Consider the following 23175-nt stretch of genomic DNA (forward strand, 5'->3'; position numbering starts at 1 on the left):
TCGTCCGCTGTTCGTTTCGGTTGTGGGGTGAGGCGCGTTTGGCCTTAGCCGCCACCCGCCACTCACCGCCAGGGCTCCTGCTTCGCTCAGGTCGCTTCGTCGAGCTCGCGAGGCCGGTACACCTCCACCAGCTCGCAACCCACACCGTCGAAGTCGCCCCAGCTTTCCACAGGGCAATTCAAGACTGCCAGCGCGGCGGTAGGCATGCGCTCCTGGGCGCCGCTGCACTCGGTGATCAACTCTTCCAGGTCCGGATTGTGCCCGACCACGAGCAACGTCTGCGCCTCGTGCAGGCGGATCTTCGTGCTCGTGGGCTCTGCCTCGTCGCTCAGACTTTCGTCCAGGCGCGAGACCATTAGCTGACTGCCAATGCGACGGATCACCGACACATAGGCCTCGGCGCCGCTCAGGTAGATGCGCGGAGTCAGCAACACTTCGCCAAGGTATCCCGCGGCGGGGAGGAAGTGATCGAGGGTCTGCTTCACGCGCTGCGCGGTTGAGCCAATCACCAAATCCGGCAGCCAACCTTGCCGGCGCATCAGCGCGCCCATGCGCGGCGCGGCGCGGTGACCACGCTTGTTGAGCGGACGGTCGTGGTCCGCAAGCGGCGCGCCGGAGCTATCGGTGGCTTCCCAACTGCTCTTGGCGTGCCGCAGGAGCAGGAGCGTCTTCATGGCCGCTTCGGGGGGAGCCAGCTCTTCTGGGAAATCAGCGCGCTGGCGACCTCAACCCGCTCCTTCTTTTCCTTGTCGCAGATCACCTTGACCTTCGGCATACCGCCGACGGTCGTGACGACCTTGTCGATCTTCGCATTTTCCGGCTGGATTTGGTCGATGCAGAAGGCCATGACCTTGAGCCCGTTCTTCAGCGTGCCCACGCGCACGTCGCTGAGCGCGATGGTCACGTCCTCGTCGTCGCTCAGGCGCTTCACGATCACGTTCTTGCCGCCGACTACTTCTTTGATGATGCCGAGGTGGTAGTCCTTCTTCGGCGGACGCAGCGGACCCCAGATGCGCGTGCCGGGGAGCTGATCCATGGGTGGCAACCAGAGCTCGGTGTCTTGGCTCTTCAGCTGCTTCTCGTCGGCCCAGCCGACCGCGGATTGCCAGAACTCCGCACCCTTCACGCTGCCCGGGTCCTTCGTCGTAACCAGGGAGAAGTCCTTGCCGTCCGCCAGCACCCAGACCTTCTGAGCGTGCTTGGTGGAAGACACCGTCGCGCCCTTGGCGTCCGCCGGCGGCTTCAGATCGATCTTGCCCCAGGAGTACTGGACCTTCGGCTTGCCGCGCTTGCAGCCGAGGTTCTCACACTCGATGGCCATGGACAGGTAGGTGTAGAGGTCCGAGAGCTCGTCTGGCGTCACCTTCCAGCGCGCCAGCTTCTCCGTCGCCTCGATTTCCGTCCAGATTTCTCCGGGGTTCTTGGCGTCTAGCGCGGCGGTCGCACGCTCGATCAAGAACGCCAAGATCGCGTCCTGGACGATGCTGAACGCTGCCTCGTATTCCTTGGCGTCGAGGGTCTTGTTGGCCTGGAGCTTGTCAATCTCATCGATCGCAGGCTGCCAATCGTGCTTCTCCAGCAGCGGCTGAATGCTCGTCAAGCTACGCTTCACGATGCTCTTCGCGAGCGCCTTTTCGGCCGCGGTCTGCCCCTGCTTGTCGAGGGCGACCTTCACCTCACTCTGGTCGAGCAACGAGCGCGCGCCGTCGATGTTTGCGGCCTTGACCTCATCCTCAATCTTTTCCGCGAGGCATTTAACGATGGCATCGCGAGACTGCGACTGCACCTTCTTCTTGTAGCGCTCGCGGGCCTTCTTACCGAGGGTGCCGGCAACGCGCTTCAAGGCGCTCGCGCACTTCCCGCTCTCGGCGATGCTGTTCGCGTCCTTGCTGACGAGATCTGCTCGCTGATCATCGACTTGGTCGAGCACCTCTTGAGCTTTGCGGGTCGTGGCGAGATCGCCGTAGACCTTGGCTTCGGTGCCCTTCTCCTCAGCCTTGTCGAGGTCCCCGGACTTGAGCGCCTCATCGGCTTGCCCCGCCAGGATCACTCCAAGGTCGCCCTTGGCTGACTCCGCGGCTTGGGTCTGACCGAAGCGAGCGATGATCATGCGCAGGCGCTCCTCGGAGTGTTCCTCGCGCGCCTTCTCCAGGAGCCGACTGGCCTTGGCCTCGTCTTGCTCCGATGCGCCGGAGGTCTCTGCAGGCTTTTCCTCTCCCCCGCCCCCGCCGCAAGAAACCGCGCCGAGCGCCAACCCGGCGGCCACGCACGCAGCGAACCAGCGCGCTGACAGGCGTCGCGCGCCGCCCCGTGCCGCGGCTTGAAGTGTTTCTACCTTAGAGCCCCGATTCCGTCCGCCTAGCTGCACCACGCCCGGCTTCGTGCCTTGAGCGTCGCCACGCGTCAAGCTCCGCTCCCGTAGCGAGCGCTCCAGGGATACAGTTGGGCCATGAACGCACCGCGGCTGCCTGAAGGATCCGAGCGCATCGCCCACTGGGCACGCATGCGTGGACTCGCCTACCAGGGGCATCCGAACGAAGAATGGTTCCGCGCCTGGGAGCCTTTCGACACCATGAACAGCGGCACCGTCTACTTCAACTCGGTGTCTTTTGCCCAAGGGAACACTCACATCACCCTGGCGGAGCCTTGGATGGCCCCCGAAGACACCGAGCCCCTCGACCGCACGGTGCTCGCGTTCGTCTCCGACCCGCGCTTTCGCTTACGCGCGGCGGCACGCGGCGGGGAGCACTTCAACACGCGGGTGTCGTTCCTCGAGAATGCCAAGGCCCCGACGGTGAACATCGGTGACCCGCAGTGGGACAAGCACATGGCCACCTTCGCGGCCTCCGCCAGTGAAGCCGACAAAGCATTTCCACTTGGAATGCGCCAAGCGCTCGCGCACATGGGCTTCTCCGGGCACATCGAAGTCCGCCCGGGCGGGATGGTACTGCACTTCGCCGGCACCAAACCCACGCCGGAGCACTACGAGAACCTGGCGGCGCTGATCCCGAAGATCACGCGCGCGCTCGGCTAGTTACAACGGTAAGCACCTTTGCCCGCGGCCCCGTCACAGCCAACTTGGCTACCGAGCTTGCAAGCGCGCTCGAGATAGCGCTTCGCGCGTTCTGGGCTGTAGTCAGCACTCCCAGGCGCCCGGAGCTGACATGCGTGATCGGCCGCGTCGAGACAACTCTCACTGCAGTTCGCCTCGCAACCTCGAACCGCCATCCTGAACAGCACGGAGTCGTCGACCTCGAAGCCAACGTTGTGCAACGCCAGCACCGCCCAGCACGCAGCGACGTCGCCCTCTGGGCAACGCTCCAGCGCCTTCTCCAAGGTCTCTTGCCCCAGCTCGGTGTCACTGGTCATCGACGCCTGGCCGTAGCAAGCGACCAGATCGCCCGCGTTGCAACCTTCGGCGCAGGTTCCTGTTTCGATGCACCAGGTTTCCCAGTTGCAGGTGTCCACCGCGAGCGCCACCGGCTCCGCGCCGGAGCTGGCGGTTGGTGCTGCCTCCGGCTCAGTGGACGCGGGGACACGAACCTCGGGGCTTGCAGCGGGCTGCTGAGATTGACAAGCGGTCAGGCCCACCAACAACACCCCAAGCGTCAGCCGCCGCAGTGCCGCGTTGCTTTGTTCCCCAAGGATCCCCATCGGTCAGGATCCCTAGGCCTGTTCCTCGCCGAAATCTAGACTGCTGGTGCGTTTGGCGGATTGACCAAGAAACATGCTCGGCGCACGCTGACCAGGATGCACATGAAGCGCTGGCGCGGTGGTCTCGGGTCATTGGGTGTGCTGTTGATTGCTCTGCTGGCTTGCAAGAGCAAGCAGGAGCCTAGCCGCGCGGAACCGGTTGAGGTGCCCGTCCCAGTCGCGACTCCGCTTCCAACCCCCACACCCACGCCGCCAGCGCCGACTCCAGAGCCCACTCCCGTTGCAGCGCCTGCTCCCACGCCCACGCCAACTCCCGCGCCCACGCCAACGCCAGCACCCGCGCCAACTCCCACGGTGGCGGCCAAACCCAAGGTGGCGAGCCAACCCGCTTGCACCGGGGTGGAGGTGCCTTGCCGCCTTCGCGACGGGCGCACGGGTTGGTGCAAGGGCGGCACCTGCAAGGACATCTGCCCCGCGGGCAAGAGCTACTCCCCCCTCGATACGGACTGCCACAAGCCGTGCACCAAGAGTTGCGGAAACTGCATGCAAGGGTTGTGCTTCGACTAGACCCGTGGTTTCCACGCGGCAACATCGACATCCCAGCGCAGCAACACCCGACACGGCGTGCCTTTTGGCATTCTGAACGTTCGGAGTGCCAAATGGCGTGTCGCATTGCCTCACGGGACGCAAAACGGCCGTCTGCCTGGTAAGCCAGTTCCAGCGTTTTATCCACGGGAATTGCGACCCCGGAAACATGGACGTCACCTCGGGCTGCGAGTCGAGCGCTGCGATTACCCATAAGGAAATCGTTGACGGCATACCCAGGGTTTTGTCAGGATACCCTCACACCACGACGATTAGTTCCGCCCGGATACGCACGCTAACCGAGCCAAGGCTCGCGCAACGTCACGCTTCCGTGCGTCCCCGGCGCGAGGTTCGATTCGCGCCCCTCACCCTGGAGCTCAGATGAAGTCCATCCTGACGTTTGCGGCGGGCGTTGCTGCGCTTTCGATTTTGGCGAGTTGTAGCTCAGATGACTCGAGCGGAAGTGGCAAGGGGGGTACCGCCGGTCAGGCGGGGAGCGCAGGTCTCGGCGGCGCGATGATCGGCGACTCCGGGGGCGCAGGCGGAAGCTCCGCAGGCGGAAGCTCCGCGGGCGGTTCATCAGGAAGCGCTCCTGGAGGCAGCGGCGGTTCCACATCGAGCGGTGGCGCGGCTGGCTCGAGTACGGGCGGCTCGGCGGGTTCGGCAACGGGAGGTTCGGCGGGCGCCGGCGGTAGCAACGAGCACGGCTCACTCGTGTTCAGCGATGAGTTCGAGGGCAGCGATCTCGACCGCAGCGTTTGGTGCACCCGCTACATCTACGGCGGCGGCGCCACACCACAGGTCGCCGATCCGGAGTGTCAGAAGAACGGCGCTGGCACCCTCGACTTCTTGAACGACGAGCAGCAACGCTACGTGGACACCAACCGCGACGGCGAAAAGGCGCACCAGGTCAGCGGCGGCGTGCTCTCTCTACGCGCGACCAAGACCCGCAGCGACAGCTACGCCTCCTACGAGTCCGGCATGATTCGCTCGAAGTGGCTCTTCAAGCCGAGCACCGGCAAGAGCTACTACATCGTCTCCCGGGTTCGCCTGCCGGATGTCGTCGGCTCTTGGCCAGCCTTTTGGCTCAACTCCGACTGGAGGCCCGACGGCACGACCACCTGGCCACCAGAGATCGACATCATCGACGCGGCCTACAACGGAGTCGAAGACCGCGCGGAAATGCTGCATCAAGCGGGCGTCGTCCAGGGTCAGCAAACGGCGAGCGGCAGCCGTGAGATCACCTTCTCTGCACCCGAATTCGACCGGCAGTGGAGCAACTACATTGCCACGACCTCGCAACGCGGCGTGTGGCTCGAGCTCGCGCTGGAGTGGACCCCAGAGGACATCTGCTACTTCGTGGATGGCTACAAGACGCTCTGCGAGAACTACCGCTGGCGAGAGAACGGCGGCGCCGAAGCGGCTCCCGCGCACATCTTGTTGAACCTCGCGATCGGTGGACAGTGGGCAGGGCGCCATGGCGTGGACGACACCAAGTTGCCGACCACTTTTGACATCGACTACGTCCGCGTCTACGAACATCCTTGAGCCAAAGCATGTGAGTTCGGGGGTGAGGGGGCAACGCGGGCACTCACCTCCGACTTCGCACCGGCGTTTCCTCAAGGTACCATTCCGGGCGTTGACCGCCGTTCATCCGTGGCGCAGCTGGAGGAAGAAGCTCCCGTATCTCGCGTAAACGGATCGAATGAGACGGGGTAGCGGGGTGACACGGGTGGGTGCTCTCCTCACACTGTTCGCTACGGCGTGCGGCAGCGATGGAGGTGGGAGCGGCGGCGCGGCAACCGGCGGAAGCGGAGGTAGCCACCACCTTCGACACCGGCGCGGGCAACTTCATCAGCCGCGGAGAGTGCCCTGCAGCATTAACCAGGAGCGCGAGCAGCTGACCGAAACTTTGCGCAACGACAGCGCAGCTCCCCACCACCCCATGGACCTCCCAGTAGCTGTCGTAGCAACGTCCAAGTCGTTCGCGAGAGCAGTCAATGGTCAGCACCTGATCGCCAGCACCTCGACACAGCAGGTACCAACTGTCCGAGATGTCGTCGGGAACGTCTTCCCCGACAATCTCCAAGTTCGCGGAGACGAACTCCGCCGGCGTCACGACGCGCATGGCGTAGCTCGAGTCTCGAGCTAGCTCTAGCCCTCCGCACGAGGAGTAGAACGCGCGCAGCTCATCCGGTAAGAAGTGCCCTCGCCGCAGCTGAGGGAGCCCGGTCACCGGGAGGAGCACGACCGAAGGGTCAGCTCGCAGTTCCTCGAGGATAGAAGCCATGGTTACCATCACATCTGACCCAGCTGTCGAACTGCCGCGTCGCCGAACAGCACGATCACTTGCTCGCGCGACTCGACGAACGCGAGCAAGCAGCACTCACCGACCACGCAAAGCAAGCCAGAGGACGGGCTGCGTCGGCGACCGAACGCCAGCTGACGCCCCTTGCGCACCTGTTGCATGAGCTTTCCGAAATCTCGGGGCGGCACCCAAATCCCGTGCTGCGTGTCGAGTTCGCTCAGGTCATCCCAGCCGAGGTGACAGACGCGACACTCGGAGCGATCTGAGATGAGCGCGCTCACTTTCGTTTGAATCAAGATGTGTTCGTCGTCGAAGTTCTCGAGGTGCAGCGTGAGCAGTGAGCCGTCAAAGGTCACCGATCGGAGCTTCGAGTCCCCACTGATGGCAATTGCTGCATCTAGGTTCATCGGGCACCGCGGGATCGGAACTTGGCACGCGCATGGATGCGAAGCGTGCAGTGGCGGGGCGTTGAATGCCACAAAAGCGAACGGCCGACGCGAACGCCGGCCGTTGCTCTCCGAGTAGAGCGCGCGGATCAGGGGGTCTTCGGGATCGGCTTGCCGAAGCTGCCAGAACCACCGTTGCCGCAGTTTGCGCAGGCTGGATCGCTGGGGTTCGTGTTGCAGGATAGCGGGCAGTAGTCCACGGTGTTGAAGACCTTGTTGACCATCTCGCACTCGTCGCTCTGCCCATCGACGCTCATCTCGGCGTAGCCCCCGTTGTCCATGAACGCGGTGACACACGCTGCCTGAGAGGAGTCGGTGATCCAGCTGTCGAGGGGCGGGAACTCCTGGCGGGCGTCGGAGGTACCGTAGTACGCCTCGGTGCAAACCTCCTGCATGATGCAGTCAGACGCCGAGTTCTTCATCGCGCCCGGCGCCGACAGCGCCTTCAAGGTGAAGCAGAGGCGGAAGCGACCGGTGCAGTCTACGGTAACCCAGTTGGTGCTCCAGGGCTCGCTGGGCTTCGCCGCACTGCCCGGACACGCCGCGCCACCCATGGTGTCGGTCATGATGGTGGAGATCGCAACCGTCGTCGAACCGGTGGTGAAGAAGCACGGGCTCAAGTTCGTGATCTCCCACCTGCCGGCGCTGAAGCAACCGCACGCCGCTTTCCCCGTGGTACCGAGGGGCTCGCGGGTGTTGGGGTCGATGCCGGTGTACCCCTTGCACTCGCCCCAGACGAGGTTCGTCTCGCCCTCGAAGTCGCAGGTGGTCATCCCGTCCTGGCAGTTGCCGTGGTTGCGGTTGCGGCGGTAGCCGGGCCAGCACGGCTTGGTCTCGCCCTTCGTGGTACACGGACAGCCAGGCAGGTTCTTGTCGTCGGGGCATTCAGGGGTTCCGCCGGGAGACACCGGTTGACCTCCGCCGTCGCAGCTCATGGGGGGCGGGTCGTCGAGGAAGAAGTCCTCCGCGGAGTAGTCTTTCACCGAGGAGTCAATGTCGATGATGCCCGCGGTGCCGCCGTTCGCAGAGGCATCGCCGCCGCCCGAGCCGCCGTTGGCGGAGCCTCCACTATTCGAGCCACCGTTGCTCGAGCCGCCATTGCCGACCTGGCTCGCCGATCCACTATCGGCGGAGCACTGGATCGCGCTCACCGCCAAACCCACAGCGAACACGCCACTCAGCGCAATACGCACACCAGCAAACGAACGGGTGACCTCAGTCTTTGCCTTCATCATGAACCCCAACTTCGAAACTAGAGACAGCTGCAAGCTCGCGGCGGCGCGACGAGTGCGGATGCAACCTCGCGTCGCCAAGCGCGGAACGTCGGCATGTAAGCTCGACGCCGGGCGTTCCGATGTCCGGGAGCGTGCGCCCTGGAGCACGTCAATTCAAGGCGTGCCACCGCCACTGCAAAGATACGAGTCATACTCCTTGGGCTCGGCGCGGTGGCCGGGCTAGATGTCTGGAGTCGGCTTCGAGCGCTGACATCACCGAGCGGAAAAGTCTGAAGATGGCCCAGCGGATCCTCGTAGTTGAAGACGAACCAGCGATCAGTGAGTCGGTTGCCTACGCGCTCAAGCGTGACGGCTTCAGCGTCGTGACCGCCGGCACCATTGCAGAGGCTGAGACACAGTTGGACACGGATCTGGTCGTGTTGGACCTGATGTTGCCCGACGGCAGCGGCTTTGACCTGATTGGAAAGCTACGGCGCGACGGCGACTTGACGCCGATCATCGTGCTCTCCAGCCGGGACGGCGAGGCTGACCGGGTGGCCGCTCTGGAGACCGGCGCCGACGACTACGTGCCCAAGCCTTTTTCCCCAAGGGAAGTCGTCGCGCGGGTTCGCGCCGTCCTGCGGCGCGCGCGTCCGGAGCCGGCGGCGAAGCGAGAGGGGCCGCCGCTCTCCGTTGACGAAGAGTCGCGGCGGGTGGAGGTGAACGGTCAGAGCGTCGACCTCACGCGCGTCGAGTTCGATCTGCTCGTCGCTCTGCTCGAAAGCCCCGGCCGCGTCTATACCCGCGCCCAGCTGATTGACCGCGTCTGGGGTGACGGCTTTGCCATCACCGACCGCACGGTGGATTCCCATGTGAAATCTCTGCGGCGCAAGCTGAGTGACGCAGGCGGGGACACCAGCCTGATCGAGACGGTACGTGGCGTCGGCTACCGGGTGGGAGACGGGTCGCGTTGAGCGGCGCTCAGGGTTCTGAAATCTTGAGGTTGGTGATCGTCGCGGGCACGGCGATCGCCATCATTCTATTCGTTGCCTTCATCGCCAGCCGCCTGCTCAAGAGCCTGAGCCGCGGCATGTCGGTTCGCATGCAGGTCTTCTTGGCGCTCTCGGCGATCGTGGGGACATTCGCGTTTGGCCTGGGTCTGATGGTGATCGACCGCATCGAGGCCCGCGCCGTGCGCTTCGCCAAGCAAGCAGCAGAGGACGAAGCGAAGCTGGTGGCCAGCCTGCTCGAGGGAGACATGCTGCGCACCGGCACCGGGCTGAACGGCGCAATCGCGCGCCTGGAAACCGAGCGCAACCGCGGCGCAGCGCTGCGCTTGGAGGTACTGGACACCCGGGGGCACCTGGTGTTTCCGCGCGATACCGTGAGCCAGGCGGACCAGCCCGGCACCGTGCATGTCGACGTCCCCATTCACGCCAAAGGTCAGGTGGTCGGTGCAGTGCGCGTCGTCAAGCCGACGGTCGTGATGCAGCGCATGCTGGCCGACTTCGCGCCAACAGTACTGGTCATCAGCCTCGTGCTTGGCGCCGCGGCCGCCGCAGCGGCCGTCTGGATCGGGCACACCATCGCGCGGCCCATCGTCGCCCTCACCGAGTTCAGCGAGCGCGTGAGCGCGGGCGAGCGCACCGCCGCGCCGCCGCCCGCCTTCGGCCGGGAGGTCACCAAGCTGACCCAGAGCATTGATTCCATGCGGAGACAGCTCGAGGGGCGCCCCTTCGTCGAGACCTTCGCCGCAGATCTGAGCCACGAGCTGAAGAATCCCGTCGCTGCCATCCGCGCAAGCGCGGAGATCTTGGACGAAGAAGGTGCCCTCGAGGAACCCGAAGAGGCGCGGCGCTTCGTCAAGCGCATCCGCGAAGCGACAGCCCGCATCGAGCGCCTGCTGAGCGATCTCTTGAACCTGGCGCAGATCGAGGCGCGCGGCATCGACGAGTTCGACGTGCTTGATATGGGCGACCTGCTCCTCGCTTCGACCAAAGGTCTCGAGGGCCGCGAGCGCCTCAACGTGAGCGTCAAGCAAGACGCAAAGGTCCGCGGCGACGCCACGTGGCTGGGGCGCGCGATGGCGAACTTGCTCGAGAACGCCTTGGTGCACTCGCCAAAGGGTTCGCCCATCGAGGTACTCCTGGAGCGAAAGAAGGACAACGTCGTCCTGCGGGTGATCAACCATGGCGAGGTACCAGCGCGCATGGTCAAGCGCGTCTTCGCGCGCTTCGTTACCACACGGCAAGATAAGGGCGGTACCGGGCTCGGCCTTGGCATCGCGCGCGCTGTCGCTGAGGCACACAGCGGGCAAGTGGAGCTCGTACAACCGGGGCCGCCCAACGTGGAGTTTCAGCTCACGTTGCCTCACGCTAGCCTGCGCGACGTCGCGCTGAAGGTGGGCGGGAGCTTCACCAAGCAGTAGCGGGAAGGCAGCACGGCTTCGTATCGGGTTTCGCGGCGGGGTGCGGCGAGCCGTCGCATGAAACGGGAAAAGCGGTGGGCGATGGCACCCACCGGCGCAGCACGGTCGGCTCGAAACGCTCCTCACCCCCTGGATAAGCTGCGGGAAACACTCATGTTTCCGGAAACCGCAGGTACAAGGGATGGGAGCCGAGGGTTCTCCTCGAAACCTCCACACTCCCTGCCGACGATCCGCGCAAAGCTCCTCTAGCTTACTGGTGAGCCACGGTTGGTGGCTTCCGGCGACGCAGTCGTCACGCGGCTACAGGCGCGTGACACGGTCAGACATCCTTCGAGGTTATTCGTGAAAGAAGCCAATCCGCTGTTCGACAAAGCCGTTCGTCCTCGCCACGTCGCCATCATCATGGATGGCAACGGCCGCTGGGCTCAGGCACGAGGTCTAGAGCGCGCCGAGGGCCACGCTGAGGGCGCCAATGCGGTGCGCGAAGCCGTGAGCACCTGCCGCGAGCAAGAGATCGAGTTCTTGACACTATACGCCTTCAGCAACGCCAACTGGCAGCGCCCAAGCATCGAGGTTGAAGCCCTGATGCGGCTGCTGGTGGAGTTCGCTGATAAGGAGAAGGCCGAGCTCCGCGAGAACGGCATCCGCGTGAACGTGGTCGGCGAAATCGAAGACTTGCCGAGCCACACGCGGCGCGCGGTGGAGCACGTGATCGACTACTGCTCCGACGGCGATCGCATGACGCTCAGCCTCGCGCTCTCTTACGGTGGACGCCAAGACATCGTGAACGCGGCGCGCGCGCTGGCGGTGCGGGCCCGCGCTGGCCTGGTGCTGCCCGAGGAGATCGACGAAAACTTCTTCCACAGGGAAATGACGACGCACTCGCTGCCCGACGTGGACCTCTTGATCCGCACCGGCGGCGAGGCGCGCCTCAGCGACTTCTTGCTGTTCGAGGCAGCCTACGCGGAGCTCGCATTCCTCGACATCATGTGGCCCGACTTCAAGGAAGACACCTTCATCGAGTGCGTGCGTCGCTACGCCACGAAGGAGCGCCGCTTTGGTCGTACCTCGGCGCAGGTGGCTCAGGAAGGCAGCAAGACCTTCCAGCCGCTGCGCCCGAACGGCCAGGGCTGAGTTTCCGCAAGCTCGGTTCCGCACAGGAAAAGCTACGGACCAGTGACACGCGAGGCTTGAGCGCCTCGCGTGTTTGCGTTTGTGCCCCGCTTGCATCTTGGGGCGACGCGGCAACGCCACCGATGGAAGCGCACTCGGTCTGGCGTTCTCTCATTTTGGGGGAGCCACACCGCACCCCAGCAAACTCGCGTTTCCTAGCGGCCCCGGCATAAACGTAGAGTTTTCGCGTATAACAGCCAGATGCAGCGTACCGCCGCCACACTCGTTGTTTCTACGCTGTTGTTAGTTGCTTGTGGGGAGACCACGCAGGACTCGGCAGGCAGCGGGACGGATGCCGGCGCGGGTGGCAGCAGCCAAGCCGGAGCCGGCGGGTCAGCCACCGGGGGAAGCGGCTCAACAGACGGCGGCAGTGCCGGCTCGAGCGGCAGTGCTGGCTCGAGCGGCAGTGGCGGTAGCGGTGGCTCCGCAGGGAGTGGCGGCGCGCCTGACTTCCCGGGCGCGTGCATCGAGCGCCAGCCGCGCGCCTGCGACCACCGGAGCGTGAAAGCCGCTAATCAGGGGATCTGCGAGGAGAACGGATGGTGTCTCGAGAATCCTGTGCCTTACGGAAAGAACTTGAGAGCCATCTATCCCGTGTCGGCCAACGATGTATGGGCAGTCGGCCCTGGAGATATCCTCCACTTCGACGGCTCGAAATGGAGCCGTGAATTCAGCCCTGGCGGCGATTCGATTTGGTCCGACGGCACGCAGGTCATCGCCACTGATCAGTCCACGATGACGGTCTTCGACGGAAACCAGTGGCTCCCCTTCGGCTCCACCTCACACTGGTTTGGCAAGCTGAGTGCGCTCTCCAAGTCGAACCTCTGGGCTGCCTATAGAAACGAGGTGAACCACTACGACGGGAGCGACTGGACGGTGCACACCTCGCCAATCAGTGGCAAGGTCACGGCGGTGGCCGCGGTATCGGCGACGGAGGTCTGGCTCGGCAGCGACGACGGCGAGGTGTACCGTTTCCGCGACGGTGTCTTCACGTCGTTCGGCTCCACCACGGGTAGCTCGGTGAGCATCCAAGCTTTCTCGGCCAACGATGTCTGGATCAGCAGCCCGGGAGATGCCAGCGGCAACGTTCGCCACTTCACCGGTGGAACGACCCTCGAGGCGACCTCAATTCCCGACGGTAACGAGGTTTCGCTGTTGTGGGGCAATTCTGGCAGCGACCTGTTCCTGGTGTCGAACACCCGCGGCATCTTGCACTGGAACGGAACGTCTCTGGTCGAGTTGCCTCAGGGCAAGCCCGGCACTGTGACCGACATCCGCGGCACATCACACTCGGACGTATGGGCGGTGGGGGACAGCGGTCTGGCGGTGCACTTCGACGGACAAAAGTGGTCGAAGCCTCAAGCACTGGTACCTGCGACGGAGTCTGCGGATCTACGCAAACTCGACGGCACGGCGACGGATGATGTGTGGGCCGTCGGAGGCAATCTGGCGGCGCACTTTGACGGCACCATGTGGACCAATCGCTCCCCTACGTTGATCCAGAATCCGGCGTTTTACGGCGTGTGGGTCGAGTCACCGAGCAGCGTTTACCTCACGGATGCGGGAGGCACGCTGCTGCATTTCGATGGCACTCAGTGGTCGGCAGTGGCGCACTCCGGGCTCACCCTCGGAGACATCGTCGGGGTCGGCCCCGGGGAGTTCTGGATTTCAGCAAGAAGGTCCAAAGAGGTGATCGCTGTCCACTACCTCAACGGCGTGCTCACTGAGTTCTCCGTAGGAAAGACGGTCAACGCCGATCCTCCCACTGCGATTTGGGCTTCATCCAACTGCAACGTTTGGATCGCCGCTCAAGGCGGCGCCTTCAGGTTCGACGGCACGGAGTGGAAGCCGTTTGCGCTCGAACAGGACTACCCAGCGCAGCGCCTGTGGGGCACCCAAGGGGATGACGTCTGGGCAAGCAACGCCGATAAGCTCTATCGCTTCGATGGCTCGACGTTCCAACTCGTGGAAGGTTCTCACGGTGGAGATCTCTGGGGCTGTGGAACTCACCTGTGGAGCTTCAGCTCGCCTGGAGAGATCGATCACTTCGACGGCACCAGCTGGGAGACCGTCGCAGGCGCCGAGTTGCTAACTCCCTACAACGTCTGGTCCATTGGCAGCGGCACCTTCCTATCGGCGGCGGGGAACACCATCCAGCGCGTAAACCCTTAGTCGCCTTGAGCCGCGAAGCGGGCGGCGTCACGCCAGGAAGCGGCTCAGCGACTCGATCACGCAGGCAGGCTTCTCCTGACCTTCAACCTCCAGCGTGATGACGATGGTCACCTGGATGCCGCCTTTGACGTCCTCCACTTTGGCGATCTGCCCACGGGCCCTGAGGCGTTTCCCCACGCGCACGGGCGCGGGGAAACGCACCTTGTTTACCCCGTAGTTCAAGCCCATCGAGATATTTTCCACGCGGATCAGCCGTGGCATGAAGTAGCTCGAGAGCGACAACGTGAGGTAGCCGTGGGCAATCGTTCCGCCGAAGGGCCCTGACTTCGCGCGCTCCACATCGACGTGGATCCACTGGTGATCGCCAGTAGCGTCGGCGAACTGGTTGACCCGCTGCTGGTCGACCTCGATGTACTCCGTCGGGCCGAGTTCCGCGCCAACCGCTGCCTTCACTTCGGCGAGACTGGAAAACACCCTGGGGGAGTCACTCATGGCGTGACTCTAGGCCGCAAAACTCACGAGCCCAGAGTTTTCGCGCCCTTCGGGGAGCAACACTCAGAAAAAGCTAGATATGGACTCCATAGGCCGCGGGGCTGGCCGTTCTACAGACACGTCGAGGCAATGAAAGCCTCTGAAACTGCGCTGAGCCGCAAGAACTTGAGAAGTCCCGTGAGCAACCTGTCCCTCCCCCCCGAACAACCAACCGCAGACGCGGTTGAGAAGCCCATCTTGCGGCTTCTGTCGGGTCCCGGAGTGGTGCGGTTCAGCGAGCCTCCGCCGCAGCTGGGCGGCCCCATCTTGCTCGTGATGCCGGACGTCGAGCGCGCCTTCGTGGTGCGTCGCGCCATCCGGACGATCTGGGGGCGTGATGTGAAGGTGCATCACCTGGCGACTCTGGACGCCGCAGTCGAGCGCGCCCAGCGCTCGGAGCACGCGATCAACTTGGTCGACCTCGAACCATCGGATCAACGCTGGGTGGATGCCGTGACGCGGCTCACCCAAGCAGCGCCAGGGTGCCCAACGGTCATGCTCGAAGAGGGGTCGACCGACGCCTCCAATCAATCAGCGCGTCGCCTGGCGCGGAGCGTGAAGCACGCCCTGGAACGCGCGAGCTTCCGCATGAAGTCGTCAGGGCGCATCCCTGGGCCGGGACTGGTCAATCGTCACCGCATGCTCGCCACGGTCACAGAGGCGCTCGAGCGCGCGCTCCCATCCCAGGCCCAAGTGCCGCTCGTGCGCGTGTGCGTTGGCCACGAAGATGAGAACGAGCGCTTCGTTGGAGAATCCGCACGGATCCTCTCTGAGGCATTGATGGCACGCTTCGTGGACTGCCTGGGCCCGTCGGATTTGGGTACGCTGATGGACGACGGGACCCTGGTCGCCTGGGCCCGCGGTGTGCATCCGCTGGAACAGCTGCGGCTGTTGGTAGAGCGCCTGCGTGAGTCCCTCAGCCAACCGTTTCACATCCAGGGTCAGTCGGTCTTCGTTTCGGTAACCCTAGGGACTGCGGTCGGTCCACGGGACGCGGACTCCGCCTTGGAGCTCGTCGACCGCGCCTACACCCGAGTTTGATCTCGGCGTTGTTCAAGCTGGGCCCTGTTTAGCCTCGACGCGTGCGGCGCGCGGCCCGCCGCAGACGCCGTGCCAGCGAGCCAGCCTCGAAGGGCTGCGCGACCACTTCCAGAGCACCTGCTGCAATCAGCGTGTTGATGCCCGCTGTGTCGACCTGCGGCAGGCAAACCACCACTTGTTGCCCTGGAGCAGTGCCAAGCCAGCTCACGGCGCTCGGGGCGTCCGGCGCGTCCAATAGGTGCAGCACCCCATCGTGCACCAGGCGAATGCCCTGGGCGCTCAGGCCGATCCGCAAGGTCTCGTCAATCGCGTTACCTCCCGGTAACACCATCAAGGCAACCCCAAGCTCGCCCAACTCCAGTGCGCTCGGCTTGGTCTCGGGAGGCTGTTCACCCAGGAAGCCGCTTCGCTCGTCCCGGTCGCCGCTTGGCACCTCACCTTTGCGATTCGGCACACGCTCCGCGTTGATCTCTGGGCTCAACGCCTCAGCGAGCCGTTGACGCACTTCGTTCGCATCCGCTGGACGCTTGTGCGCCTTCTTCGCCAGCAGCTGCATCCTCAGCTGCTCGAGCAACGGGGGAATTGGCTCAGCGTTTTCGGGTCGCGCAAGGGCGGGAGGCTCCGCGAACATCTGCTTGGAGATCACGTCGATGGGAGTCGCGCCATCGAACGGGGGATCGCCCTGCAGCAAGCACGTGAGCAAGCAACCGAAGGCGTACAGATCCGTGGAAGGCCCAACCGCCAGCGACCGGCACTGCTCTGGACTCATGAAGGTCGGCGTGCCGGCGACTGCGTCGCGCTGAGTCAGCGTGGGACCGCTGTCCCGAGGGTCGTCGACGTGGGCGAGGCCAAAGTCGCTCACCTTGGCGATCCAGTCTCCATCTGCGCCCAGGCGGCACAGCATCACGTTCTCGGGCTTGAGATCGCGATGCACCACGCCGCGCTCATGCGCTAGCGCGAGGGCACTGAGGATTTGATCGCAGATCCGTCCGACCTGCTCCAAGCCCGGCAGCGCCGGCAGCGAGGTCAACCAGCTGTCCAGGTCTTGCCCCTCGACGAACTCCATCACGATGAACGGCGTCTCACCGTCCTCGCCGTAGTCGAGCACTCGCACGACATTGGGGTGAGCGAGCAACGACGCCGCACGAGCCTCCCTCGCGAAGCGCCGACGGTAGACGCTGTCCCCAGCAACACTACGACGCATCACCTTCACAGCGATCGGGATACCGAGCGCCTCGTGCACGCCGCGATACACCTGCCCCATGGCGCCTTGCCCCAGGAGCCCGGTCAGTGTGTACTTTTCCGCCAGGCAACGCCCAAGCATCGGATCCGAGCGGTCGGCTCCGCGAATCGACTCCGGCGCTTGATCGGGTGAACGCTGGGTCGGTACGCGCGAGATTCGTGGGCGCAGCTGTTCAGGCGGAGCGCTGGAAAACGCACCAAACAGCCCAGAGTCCGCTTCGCTGGGAGGTACGGAAGGTGCCGCGCTTGGAACCGCGGGCACCGGCTGAGAGTAGACCGTCTCGTCGTGCGCGAGCTTGGAGTCGTCCCGCTTGGGAGGGGCCGACATATCAACCGTAGTTCCGGGAGGATCCGACTTAGAAGCCACGGAAGCCAGCTCCGACCTGGGCCAACAGCGGGTTGTCCAGCTCATCCCAAGCGGAAGCGCGCAGGCCCAGCGTGCCGAAGAGCCGTCCTCCGTCGATTGGCCGCTCGCCGAACTCCACACCAGCGCCAATACCTCCACGGGGAGCAAGGCCATCTGGCACGACGCTATCGTCGCCAACGATCACGTGCGCGTCGAGCAGGGCGTAGGCGCGCAGCCACGCCGCGAGCGCATAGTCGGCCCCAAACATCACGAAACCGGAGCCGTCACCGTGGGGCGCTCCCTCGGCGAGCGCGCCTCGTCCCCCCAGGTTCACGAGCCAGGACCACTTGTCGAGGTCGCGACCGAGCGCGATCCCGAGCTCGACGACGCTCGCGTCGCCGTCGCGAGTTGGCAAGCCATACCGCGCGGCAACGCCCATGGAGCCGCGTCCCTCGAACGCCTGCCAAAGTTCCACGCTCGCGCCAAGCCACGCCAGCGTGTCTACTGGGTTACCTTCGCCGAGCCCATTGCTCGGCACCTGTGCGTCGAAGCCGAGCTGCGGTAGCGAGCCCCGCCCGGTGCTGCCCTCGACCCGCGCCCCGAGCTGGGCGGTCTCGTCACTAGCAGCCCCCGCGTAGACTGACGCGCTACTGGTGCGCTGAGCAGACCACATGCGAGCGCTCACCGCGGGGTGAAGCCCCGTTGCGCTGAAGCTCGGCCCGATCATCGGCGCCTTCAAGCGCAGGCGCGGCGCGTCCGTGGAAACTGGAGCGTCCCAAGTGGCGTCCCCGAGAGGACGACCGTCTACGTCCACCACGGAGACGATCACCTGATCCGCGTCGATCAGCGGGAGCTTCGCGGAGTAGCCGGAGCCGCCAGGGGGTTTGGGGGGGAGGTCTGCCTGCAAGGCAACGGAAGCGACATCCACCGTCACCGGCTCACCCTCGAGGTAAGCCTTGCGAACACGCACCAGAGGCTTCATCCGCGCACTGACTGACTGATCGTCGATGCCAGGAAAGCTCGCTTCGACCCGTAGTGCGCCGTCAGAATCTTGCGTCACTTTCAGCGCGGCCTTGGGGTCCACGTAGTGGACCTTGAACGTCTGCTCGCGACTCTCCCCTCTCCCCCTGAAGCTCAAGCTCTTGGGGCTGACGAGCCCAAAGTCGATGAGTTTTGGAGCGGGTCCGAAAGGTCCTTCGTCGACGCGCACCTCGAGGCCCTTGGGCACGTTGAAGGCGACCTGCTGATAGCGATGCACGTTCAGCGTCTTCCCCACTTCGAGGCGCGCCGAGCCAGAGGCGTCGACCTCGACGATGCTCACCTCACGTTTGACACTGGCGATACCGAGGAAGTCGTCACCGTCGATGGCTCGCACCCGCAGGTAATAGCGACCGATCGGCATTTTTTCCGCGCGAAAATTCAAGATCTCGGGGCCGACCTCCTCGCGCACGACGAGCTCTTCGAATCGCGGATCCGTCGCGAGCTCTACGCGATACTTCACTGCACCGGGGATCGCGCTCCACGCGCCTTTGATCAGGCCGCCTTGCGCGGCGCCGCGCTCGACCATGACGATCATCGGGGACGTACCAGCGTCCCACGCCGGTGGGGGCGGCAACGGCTGCGGGGTGCTTGGCGCTTGCTGATCGACGAAGGCCGACCCGTAGTTCTTCGGGACCTCGACCTGCTTGCCCGCTGAGCGCACCTTCGCCTTACCGTCAAAGACACTGACCGTGGTGCGCTTCTTCTCGGCGTTCTTTCTGAGTACGGTGTCGCGGCTCTCTGCGGAGACCTTTGCTCCACCGCTCACGCCTATTTCCGCGCGCTTGCCGGCTATCGCGGCGAGCCCCGCTTGGAGCTCCCCGGAGTCCAGCTCAGCGATCACTTCTTTTTGACGGGCCACCTGGCTCTGGCGCGCGGTGCCGTAGATCACCACCAGGGTCTTTTCCGAGAGGAAGATGCGAGTGCGATCGACGAAGCGAATATCCGCACGGGCTTCTTCTCGCGTGTTGACGCTGTAGCGCTCATGAAGCGGCATGCCGGGCTCCGCAGACTGCCAGCCGCCGCCGGGCGGCTTCGCGCGCACCTCGGGCCTCATCGAACGCACTTCGGCCGTGGCGAGGCTCGTCACCTCAGCGGGCACCACCAGTGTCAGGCCAGGTTTGAGGACCAGGCTGCCACCACGGCAGTCCACCGACGAGTAACGCTCGACTAGATACGCGTAGCGAGAGGCGCCGTACAGCGCGACGGCGATGTCCCCGCAGGTCTCCTCTTCGCCCACCGTCCACTGGATCACCTGTTCGGGGTAGCCCGGTGTTTTTGGTTTGGCATGCGCAGTGCCTATCAGTCCGACCAAGCACCCCAACGCGCTGAGCGGCGTCAGCCACTTCTTAATCGCCGCCCGTCGCACTAAGGTGCGAGCTGGAGGGCACCGCCAGCGCCGAGACGCCGCAGACTCTTGCTTCAAGCGAAGGTTCATGACCACCCGTAGTCTTAGCCAAATAGTGTACGCCAAAGGAAGCCGTGTCGGCTGGATGCCGACGTTCGCGCTCGCAGCGCTAGCGCTCTGCTGCTGGAGCCCGAATGCGCAGGCTCAAAACATCGCACTCGATCGTTTCGAACCGGCCCCGGTAGGGCAAACCGGTTTTGCAAGCGTCGAGCCACAGGTGATCGGTACGCTGCGTCCAAGCTTCGGCCTGACGTTGTCCTACGCTCGTCGCCCGCTGGAACTAGTGAGTCGCGATGAGACAGTTGGACTGGTCGTAGACCATCAGCTGCAGCTGCACTTGGGCGCGGCGCTTTCCCTCTTCGATCGCGTGGAAGTCGACGTGGATGCTCCTGCGACCTTGAGTCAGGGCGGTGAAGATCCGAGCCTCGGCGCGCAGAACCTGACTTCGCCCGACGGAACGAGCTTCAACGACGTGCGCCTCGGCGCGAAGGTCGCGCTGTTCTCCGACCCCAAGAGCCCTTTTTCTGCAGCGCTTGGGCTGCGGACTTGGCTTCCGTCGGGCAATCAGGACGCGTTCACCGGCAGCGGCGAGGTGCGCTACGAACCTTATGTCAGCGTCGGAGCGCGCTACGAGCACGTGCGCTGGGCGTTGAATGTCGGCCGCAGACGACAGCCTGAAGGTTCGGGCCTACAGCAATCGACCGGCAGCGAGTTCACCGCGCGCGCGGGTGTGTGGTGGGTGACTGACCTTTGGTCCGCGGGTCCGGAGGTCTTGTTCGCGACCGCAGCCAACGGACAGACCGACGCGTTCTCCCAAACTGGGACGGCTGGGGAGGCTCTGCTCGGCGGCCATGTGTTTCCCCTTCCAGATCTCGACGTGGGCGCCGCGATCGGCCCAGGTCTCACGCGAGGGATCGGGACTCCGCGCTACCGCGCGTTGCTCAGCGTGAGTTGGTCCCCGGGGCGAGCCGCCGCAGAGGAGGCGCGGAAGCGCCGAGGTCAAGAACCAACGCAAGACAGCCCAGCGGAACCTCATATCCCCACGGCAATTGTCGAGGATGAGGCGAAGCGTGACCGTGACTTGGACGGGCTCCCCGACGCGGAGGACGCCTGCCCCGACGTTCCTGGCGAGCGCGAACCGAAGGGCGCCAAGCCCGGTTGCCCGCCAGACCGCGACCTGGACACCATCATCGACCGCGACGACGCCTGCCCTGACGCGGCCGGCGTGAGCAGCCTCGACCCCGAGAAGCACGGCTGCCCGTCAAACAAGGACGGCGATGCCTTCATCGACTCCGAAGACGCCTGCCCAGAAGAGGCAGGTCCAGACAACAGCGATCCCAAGTTGCGTGGCTGCCCGCCGGCTGTGCGCCTCGAGGGCAAACAGATCGTCATCCTCGAACAGGTCCAGTTCAAGACTGGCAGCGACGTGATCCTCCCGGAGAGCGATAGCTTGCTGAGTCAGGTGGCTGGGGTGCTCAACGGCCACCCAGAAATCACGCGCATCGCGATCGACGGCCACACGGACAACGTGGGACAGCTGAAGAAGAACCTGGCCCTGTCTCGACGACGCGCCGCAAGCGTGCTGCGCTGGCTGGTGGCTCATGGTGTGGATGAGCGACGCTTGGAGGCGCGCGGCTTCGGTCCCCGGCGCCCCATCGCCCCCAACGCCACGGTCGAAGGGCGCGCCAAGAACCGCCGCGTCGAGTTCCAGATCCTCAAGCGCAGCGCGAGCGGCGAGAGCGACTGGAAGGACGGCAACGTCGAGACGGAAACGAAAGGCGCTCCAGCCGAGCCGAAGGCGAAGAAGTGAGCACCCAGCCTCGAGAGGCCGCACCCGTCGTCGACATTCAGCAACCGAGCGGGCTGTCGCTGCGCATCAAGCTCGCGCTGTTACTCGCCTTGGTAGCGCTCGTGCCGACGACGCTGGCGAGTCAGCTCCTGCTCAGCGTCAACCGGGACGCAGTCCAGAACAGCGAACGTCAGCTCCAGAGCTCAGTCGTCGCGGAGGTGACCGGCCTCACCACGCGCAGCCTGGAGCGCGGCGAACGGGATCTGCTCACCGTCGCAGGCGTCGTGTCCAAGACCGCCGCAGACCCCAAGCTACTGGAGAGCAGCCTGCGTCCGGTGCTGGAAAACAGCCGAGATCTCAGCGGTGTGCGCCTCGAGGTGCCCAGCGCGAAGGTGAGTCACGTGCTCTCGCGCATCAAGGGCTCCGGGGTGGAACCCCCAAAGTCCACGGCCGAGCTGCGCAAGCAGGCGGATGAGCACGGCACTGCTTTCCGCGTAGAAAATGGTCAAGCGGTGATGGTCGCGAAAGTGCCAAAGGTCGCAGACGACGGGGCCGACGCCTACGTCTGTGCGCGCGTGGACCTCTCGCCACTCCGAGAGCAGCTCACGACCCTGGCGGAGATGCGCTTCGAGGGCCAAGGCACACACATCATGCTGGTCGATCAAGATCGCCACTTGATCGCAGGTCACGGCATCGAGCTCGCAGAGGGCGCGGATGTGTCGGCGCTCCCCGTGTGGGCCCCCCTCAGTCAACACCGCTCTGGCTTGGCGCGGGTCGGTATCGTGGAGGAGTTCGACGCCCAGGGTGAGAGCTGGGTCGGCGGCCTCGAGACCGTACCCGACCTCGGCTGGACCGTCGCGCTCTGGCGCCCCCAAGCCGAAGCCTATTTGAGCCTGAGCCTGATGCGCGAACGCGGCCTGATGGTCGCGGGGATCAGCGCGGCGTTGGCGCTACTCCTTGGGTTCTTGGGCGGCAGCGCGCTGGCGCGCCCGATACGTTCCTTGGTCGACGTCACACGGCGCATCGCGCGGCGCGCGTGGGGGGAGCTCGAGAAACCGAATCCGCGCGGAGATGAGCTCGGGCAGCTCCAGGGCTCGATCTACCACATGGCCGGCGAGCTCAAGGCGAGCGAAGAGCAGATCGCCAAGGACGCGCGCTTGCGTGGTGACCTCGGTCGCTTTCTATCTGGAGAGCTCGTAGACGCAATCGTCAAAGGCGAGCACTCGCTCGCACTGGGTGGTGAGCGTCGCGAGGTGAGCATCGTGTTCGCCGACGTCGTCGCCTTCACACCCCTCGCGGAGAGCCGCCCGGCGGAGGAAGTGGTGGCGCTGCTCAATGAGCTCTTCAGCGTGTTGACGGAGATCGTCTTCCGGCACCACGGCACCGTCGACAAGTTCATCGGCGACTGCATCATGGCGGTGTGGGGCGCTCCCGTGGCTCAAGCAGATCACGCGGATCGCGCGCTCGCCGCAGCGGAGGACATGCTGCACTTTCTCGAGACGGCCAATCAGGGTTGGCGTGAGAAGTACGGCGTTGAGGTGCGCTTGGGTATCGGCGTGAACTCCGGGGAGGCCATCGTGGGCAACATCGGCAGCGACAAGCGCATGGAGTACACGGTGGTCGGCGACGTCGTGAACGTTGCCGCGCGGTTAGAGTCCATTGCGAAGCCGAACCAGATACTGGTCGCTCAGTCCTGTGCGGATCAAAGCAGCGCGCCCGAGTTGCTGCGCGACCTGGGGGAGCATGACCTGATGGGGCGCCATCAGGCAGTGCGCGTCTTCGAACTCACCTGGGACTGAC

Annotated in this window: 19 protein-coding genes; 10 read left to right on the forward strand and 9 right to left on the reverse strand. The window is 64.7% G+C overall.

Annotated features, from left to right (window positions below):
• Nucleotides 1-86: 86 nt before the first annotated feature.
• Together H6718_30745 and H6718_30750 are read right to left on the reverse strand one after the other, a co-directional pair.
• Nucleotides 87-674 (reverse strand): histidine phosphatase family protein, encoded by a 588-nt coding sequence (locus H6718_30745; GenBank protein ID MCB9589833.1) that lies wholly within the window; start codon nt 672-674, stop codon nt 87-89.
• Nucleotides 671-2407 (reverse strand): hypothetical protein, encoded by a 1737-nt coding sequence (locus H6718_30750; GenBank protein ID MCB9589834.1) that lies wholly within the window; start codon nt 2405-2407, stop codon nt 671-673. The genes H6718_30745 and H6718_30750 overlap by 4 nt, the downstream gene beginning before the upstream one ends.
• A 42-nt stretch (nt 2408-2449) precedes the next feature.
• Here H6718_30750 and H6718_30755 point away from each other — a divergent pair, with 42 nt between their 5' ends.
• Nucleotides 2450-3034, forward strand: coding sequence for a hypothetical protein (locus H6718_30755; GenBank protein ID MCB9589835.1), 585 nt, complete (start codon nt 2450-2452; stop codon nt 3032-3034).
• Here the strand turns inward: H6718_30755 and H6718_30760 are convergent.
• Complete coding sequence (locus H6718_30760) at nt 3031-3654, reverse strand: hypothetical protein (GenBank protein MCB9589836.1); 624 nt, start codon at nt 3652-3654, stop codon at nt 3031-3033. The genes H6718_30755 and H6718_30760 overlap by 4 nt on opposite strands.
• Before the next feature lie 102 nt (nt 3655-3756).
• Between H6718_30760 and H6718_30765 the strand changes: the two genes are divergently transcribed.
• Complete coding sequence (locus H6718_30765) at nt 3757-4221, forward strand: hypothetical protein (GenBank protein MCB9589837.1); 465 nt, start codon at nt 3757-3759, stop codon at nt 4219-4221.
• 399 nt (nt 4222-4620) lie between these two features.
• Nucleotides 4621-5787: a glycoside hydrolase family 16 protein gene (locus tag H6718_30770; protein ID MCB9589838.1), complete on the forward strand. Its 1167-nt coding sequence runs from the start codon at nt 4621-4623 to the stop codon at nt 5785-5787.
• Nucleotides 5788-5830: 43 nt separating this feature from the next.
• Here the strand turns inward: H6718_30770 and H6718_30775 are convergent, their stop codons facing one another.
• The 3 genes from H6718_30775 to H6718_30785 all read right to left on the reverse strand — a co-directional run bounded on the left by H6718_30775 (nt 5831) and on the right by H6718_30785 (nt 8225).
• Entirely contained in the window at nt 5831-6529 is a 699-nt protein-coding gene (locus H6718_30775; protein ID MCB9589839.1) for an SMI1/KNR4 family protein, read from the reverse strand.
• A gap of 8 nt (nt 6530-6537) precedes the next feature.
• Nucleotides 6538-6954: a hypothetical protein gene (locus H6718_30780; protein MCB9589840.1), complete on the reverse strand. Its 417-nt coding sequence runs from the start codon at nt 6952-6954 to the stop codon at nt 6538-6540.
• A 128-nt stretch (nt 6955-7082) separates the two neighbouring features.
• The gene (locus H6718_30785; GenBank protein ID MCB9589841.1) at nt 7083-8225 is read right to left on the reverse strand and encodes a hypothetical protein; all 1143 of its coding nucleotides are present in this window, start codon (nt 8223-8225) and stop codon (nt 7083-7085) included.
• A 278-nt stretch (nt 8226-8503) separates the two neighbouring features.
• On the opposite strand from H6718_30785, the gene H6718_30790 reads away from it, so the two are divergent.
• From H6718_30790 to H6718_30805, 4 genes are all read left to right on the forward strand, one after another.
• A complete protein-coding gene (locus tag H6718_30790) occupies nt 8504-9181 on the forward strand; it encodes a response regulator transcription factor (GenBank protein MCB9589842.1) in 678 nt (225 codons plus the stop codon).
• A 20-nt stretch (nt 9182-9201) separates the two neighbouring features.
• Nucleotides 9202-10635 carry a HAMP domain-containing protein gene (locus tag H6718_30795; GenBank protein ID MCB9589843.1) on the forward strand — a complete coding sequence of 478 codons (1434 nt, stop codon included), beginning with the start codon at nt 9202-9204 and terminating at the stop codon, nt 10633-10635.
• Nucleotides 10636-11037: 402 nt separating this feature from the next.
• Entirely contained in the window at nt 11038-11769 is a 732-nt protein-coding gene (gene uppS, locus H6718_30800; GenBank protein MCB9589844.1) for a di-trans,poly-cis-decaprenylcistransferase, read from the forward strand.
• A 240-nt stretch (nt 11770-12009) separates the two neighbouring features.
• Nucleotides 12010-13980 carry a hypothetical protein gene (locus tag H6718_30805; GenBank protein ID MCB9589845.1) on the forward strand — a complete coding sequence of 657 codons (1971 nt, stop codon included), beginning with the start codon at nt 12010-12012 and terminating at the stop codon, nt 13978-13980.
• Nucleotides 13981-14007: 27 nt separating this feature from the next.
• On the opposite strand, the gene H6718_30810 is transcribed toward H6718_30805, so the two are convergent.
• On the reverse strand, nt 14008-14472 hold the full coding sequence (locus H6718_30810; protein ID MCB9589846.1) for a MaoC family dehydratase: 465 nt from the start codon (nt 14470-14472) through the stop codon (nt 14008-14010).
• Between the two features lie 177 nt (nt 14473-14649).
• On the opposite strand from H6718_30810, the gene H6718_30815 reads away from it, so the two are divergent.
• Nucleotides 14650-15552, forward strand: coding sequence for a hypothetical protein (locus H6718_30815; GenBank protein MCB9589847.1), 903 nt, complete (start codon nt 14650-14652; stop codon nt 15550-15552).
• Nucleotides 15553-15580: 28 nt separating this feature from the next.
• Here the strand turns inward: H6718_30815 and H6718_30820 are convergent, their stop codons facing one another.
• Both H6718_30820 and H6718_30825 read right to left on the reverse strand, forming a co-directional pair.
• Nucleotides 15581-17122 carry a serine/threonine protein kinase gene (locus H6718_30820; protein MCB9589848.1) on the reverse strand — a complete coding sequence of 514 codons (1542 nt, stop codon included), beginning with the start codon at nt 17120-17122 and terminating at the stop codon, nt 15581-15583.
• A 28-nt stretch (nt 17123-17150) separates the two neighbouring features.
• On the reverse strand, nt 17151-19433 hold the full coding sequence (locus H6718_30825) for a FecR domain-containing protein (protein MCB9589849.1): 2283 nt from the start codon (nt 19431-19433) through the stop codon (nt 17151-17153).
• Between the two features lie 181 nt (nt 19434-19614).
• Between H6718_30825 and H6718_30830 the strand changes: the two genes are divergently transcribed.
• Nucleotides 19615-21396 carry an OmpA family protein gene (locus H6718_30830; protein MCB9589850.1) on the forward strand — a complete coding sequence of 594 codons (1782 nt, stop codon included), beginning with the start codon at nt 19615-19617 and terminating at the stop codon, nt 21394-21396.
• 53 nt (nt 21397-21449) lie between these two features.
• Entirely contained in the window at nt 21450-23174 is a 1725-nt protein-coding gene (locus H6718_30835; GenBank protein MCB9589851.1) for a HAMP domain-containing protein, read from the forward strand.
• Nucleotide 23175 lies beyond the last annotated feature (1 nt).

Source organism: Polyangiaceae bacterium (assembly GCA_020633205.1).
Taxonomy (GTDB): domain Bacteria; phylum Myxococcota_A; class Polyangia; order Polyangiales; family Polyangiaceae; genus JAHBVY01.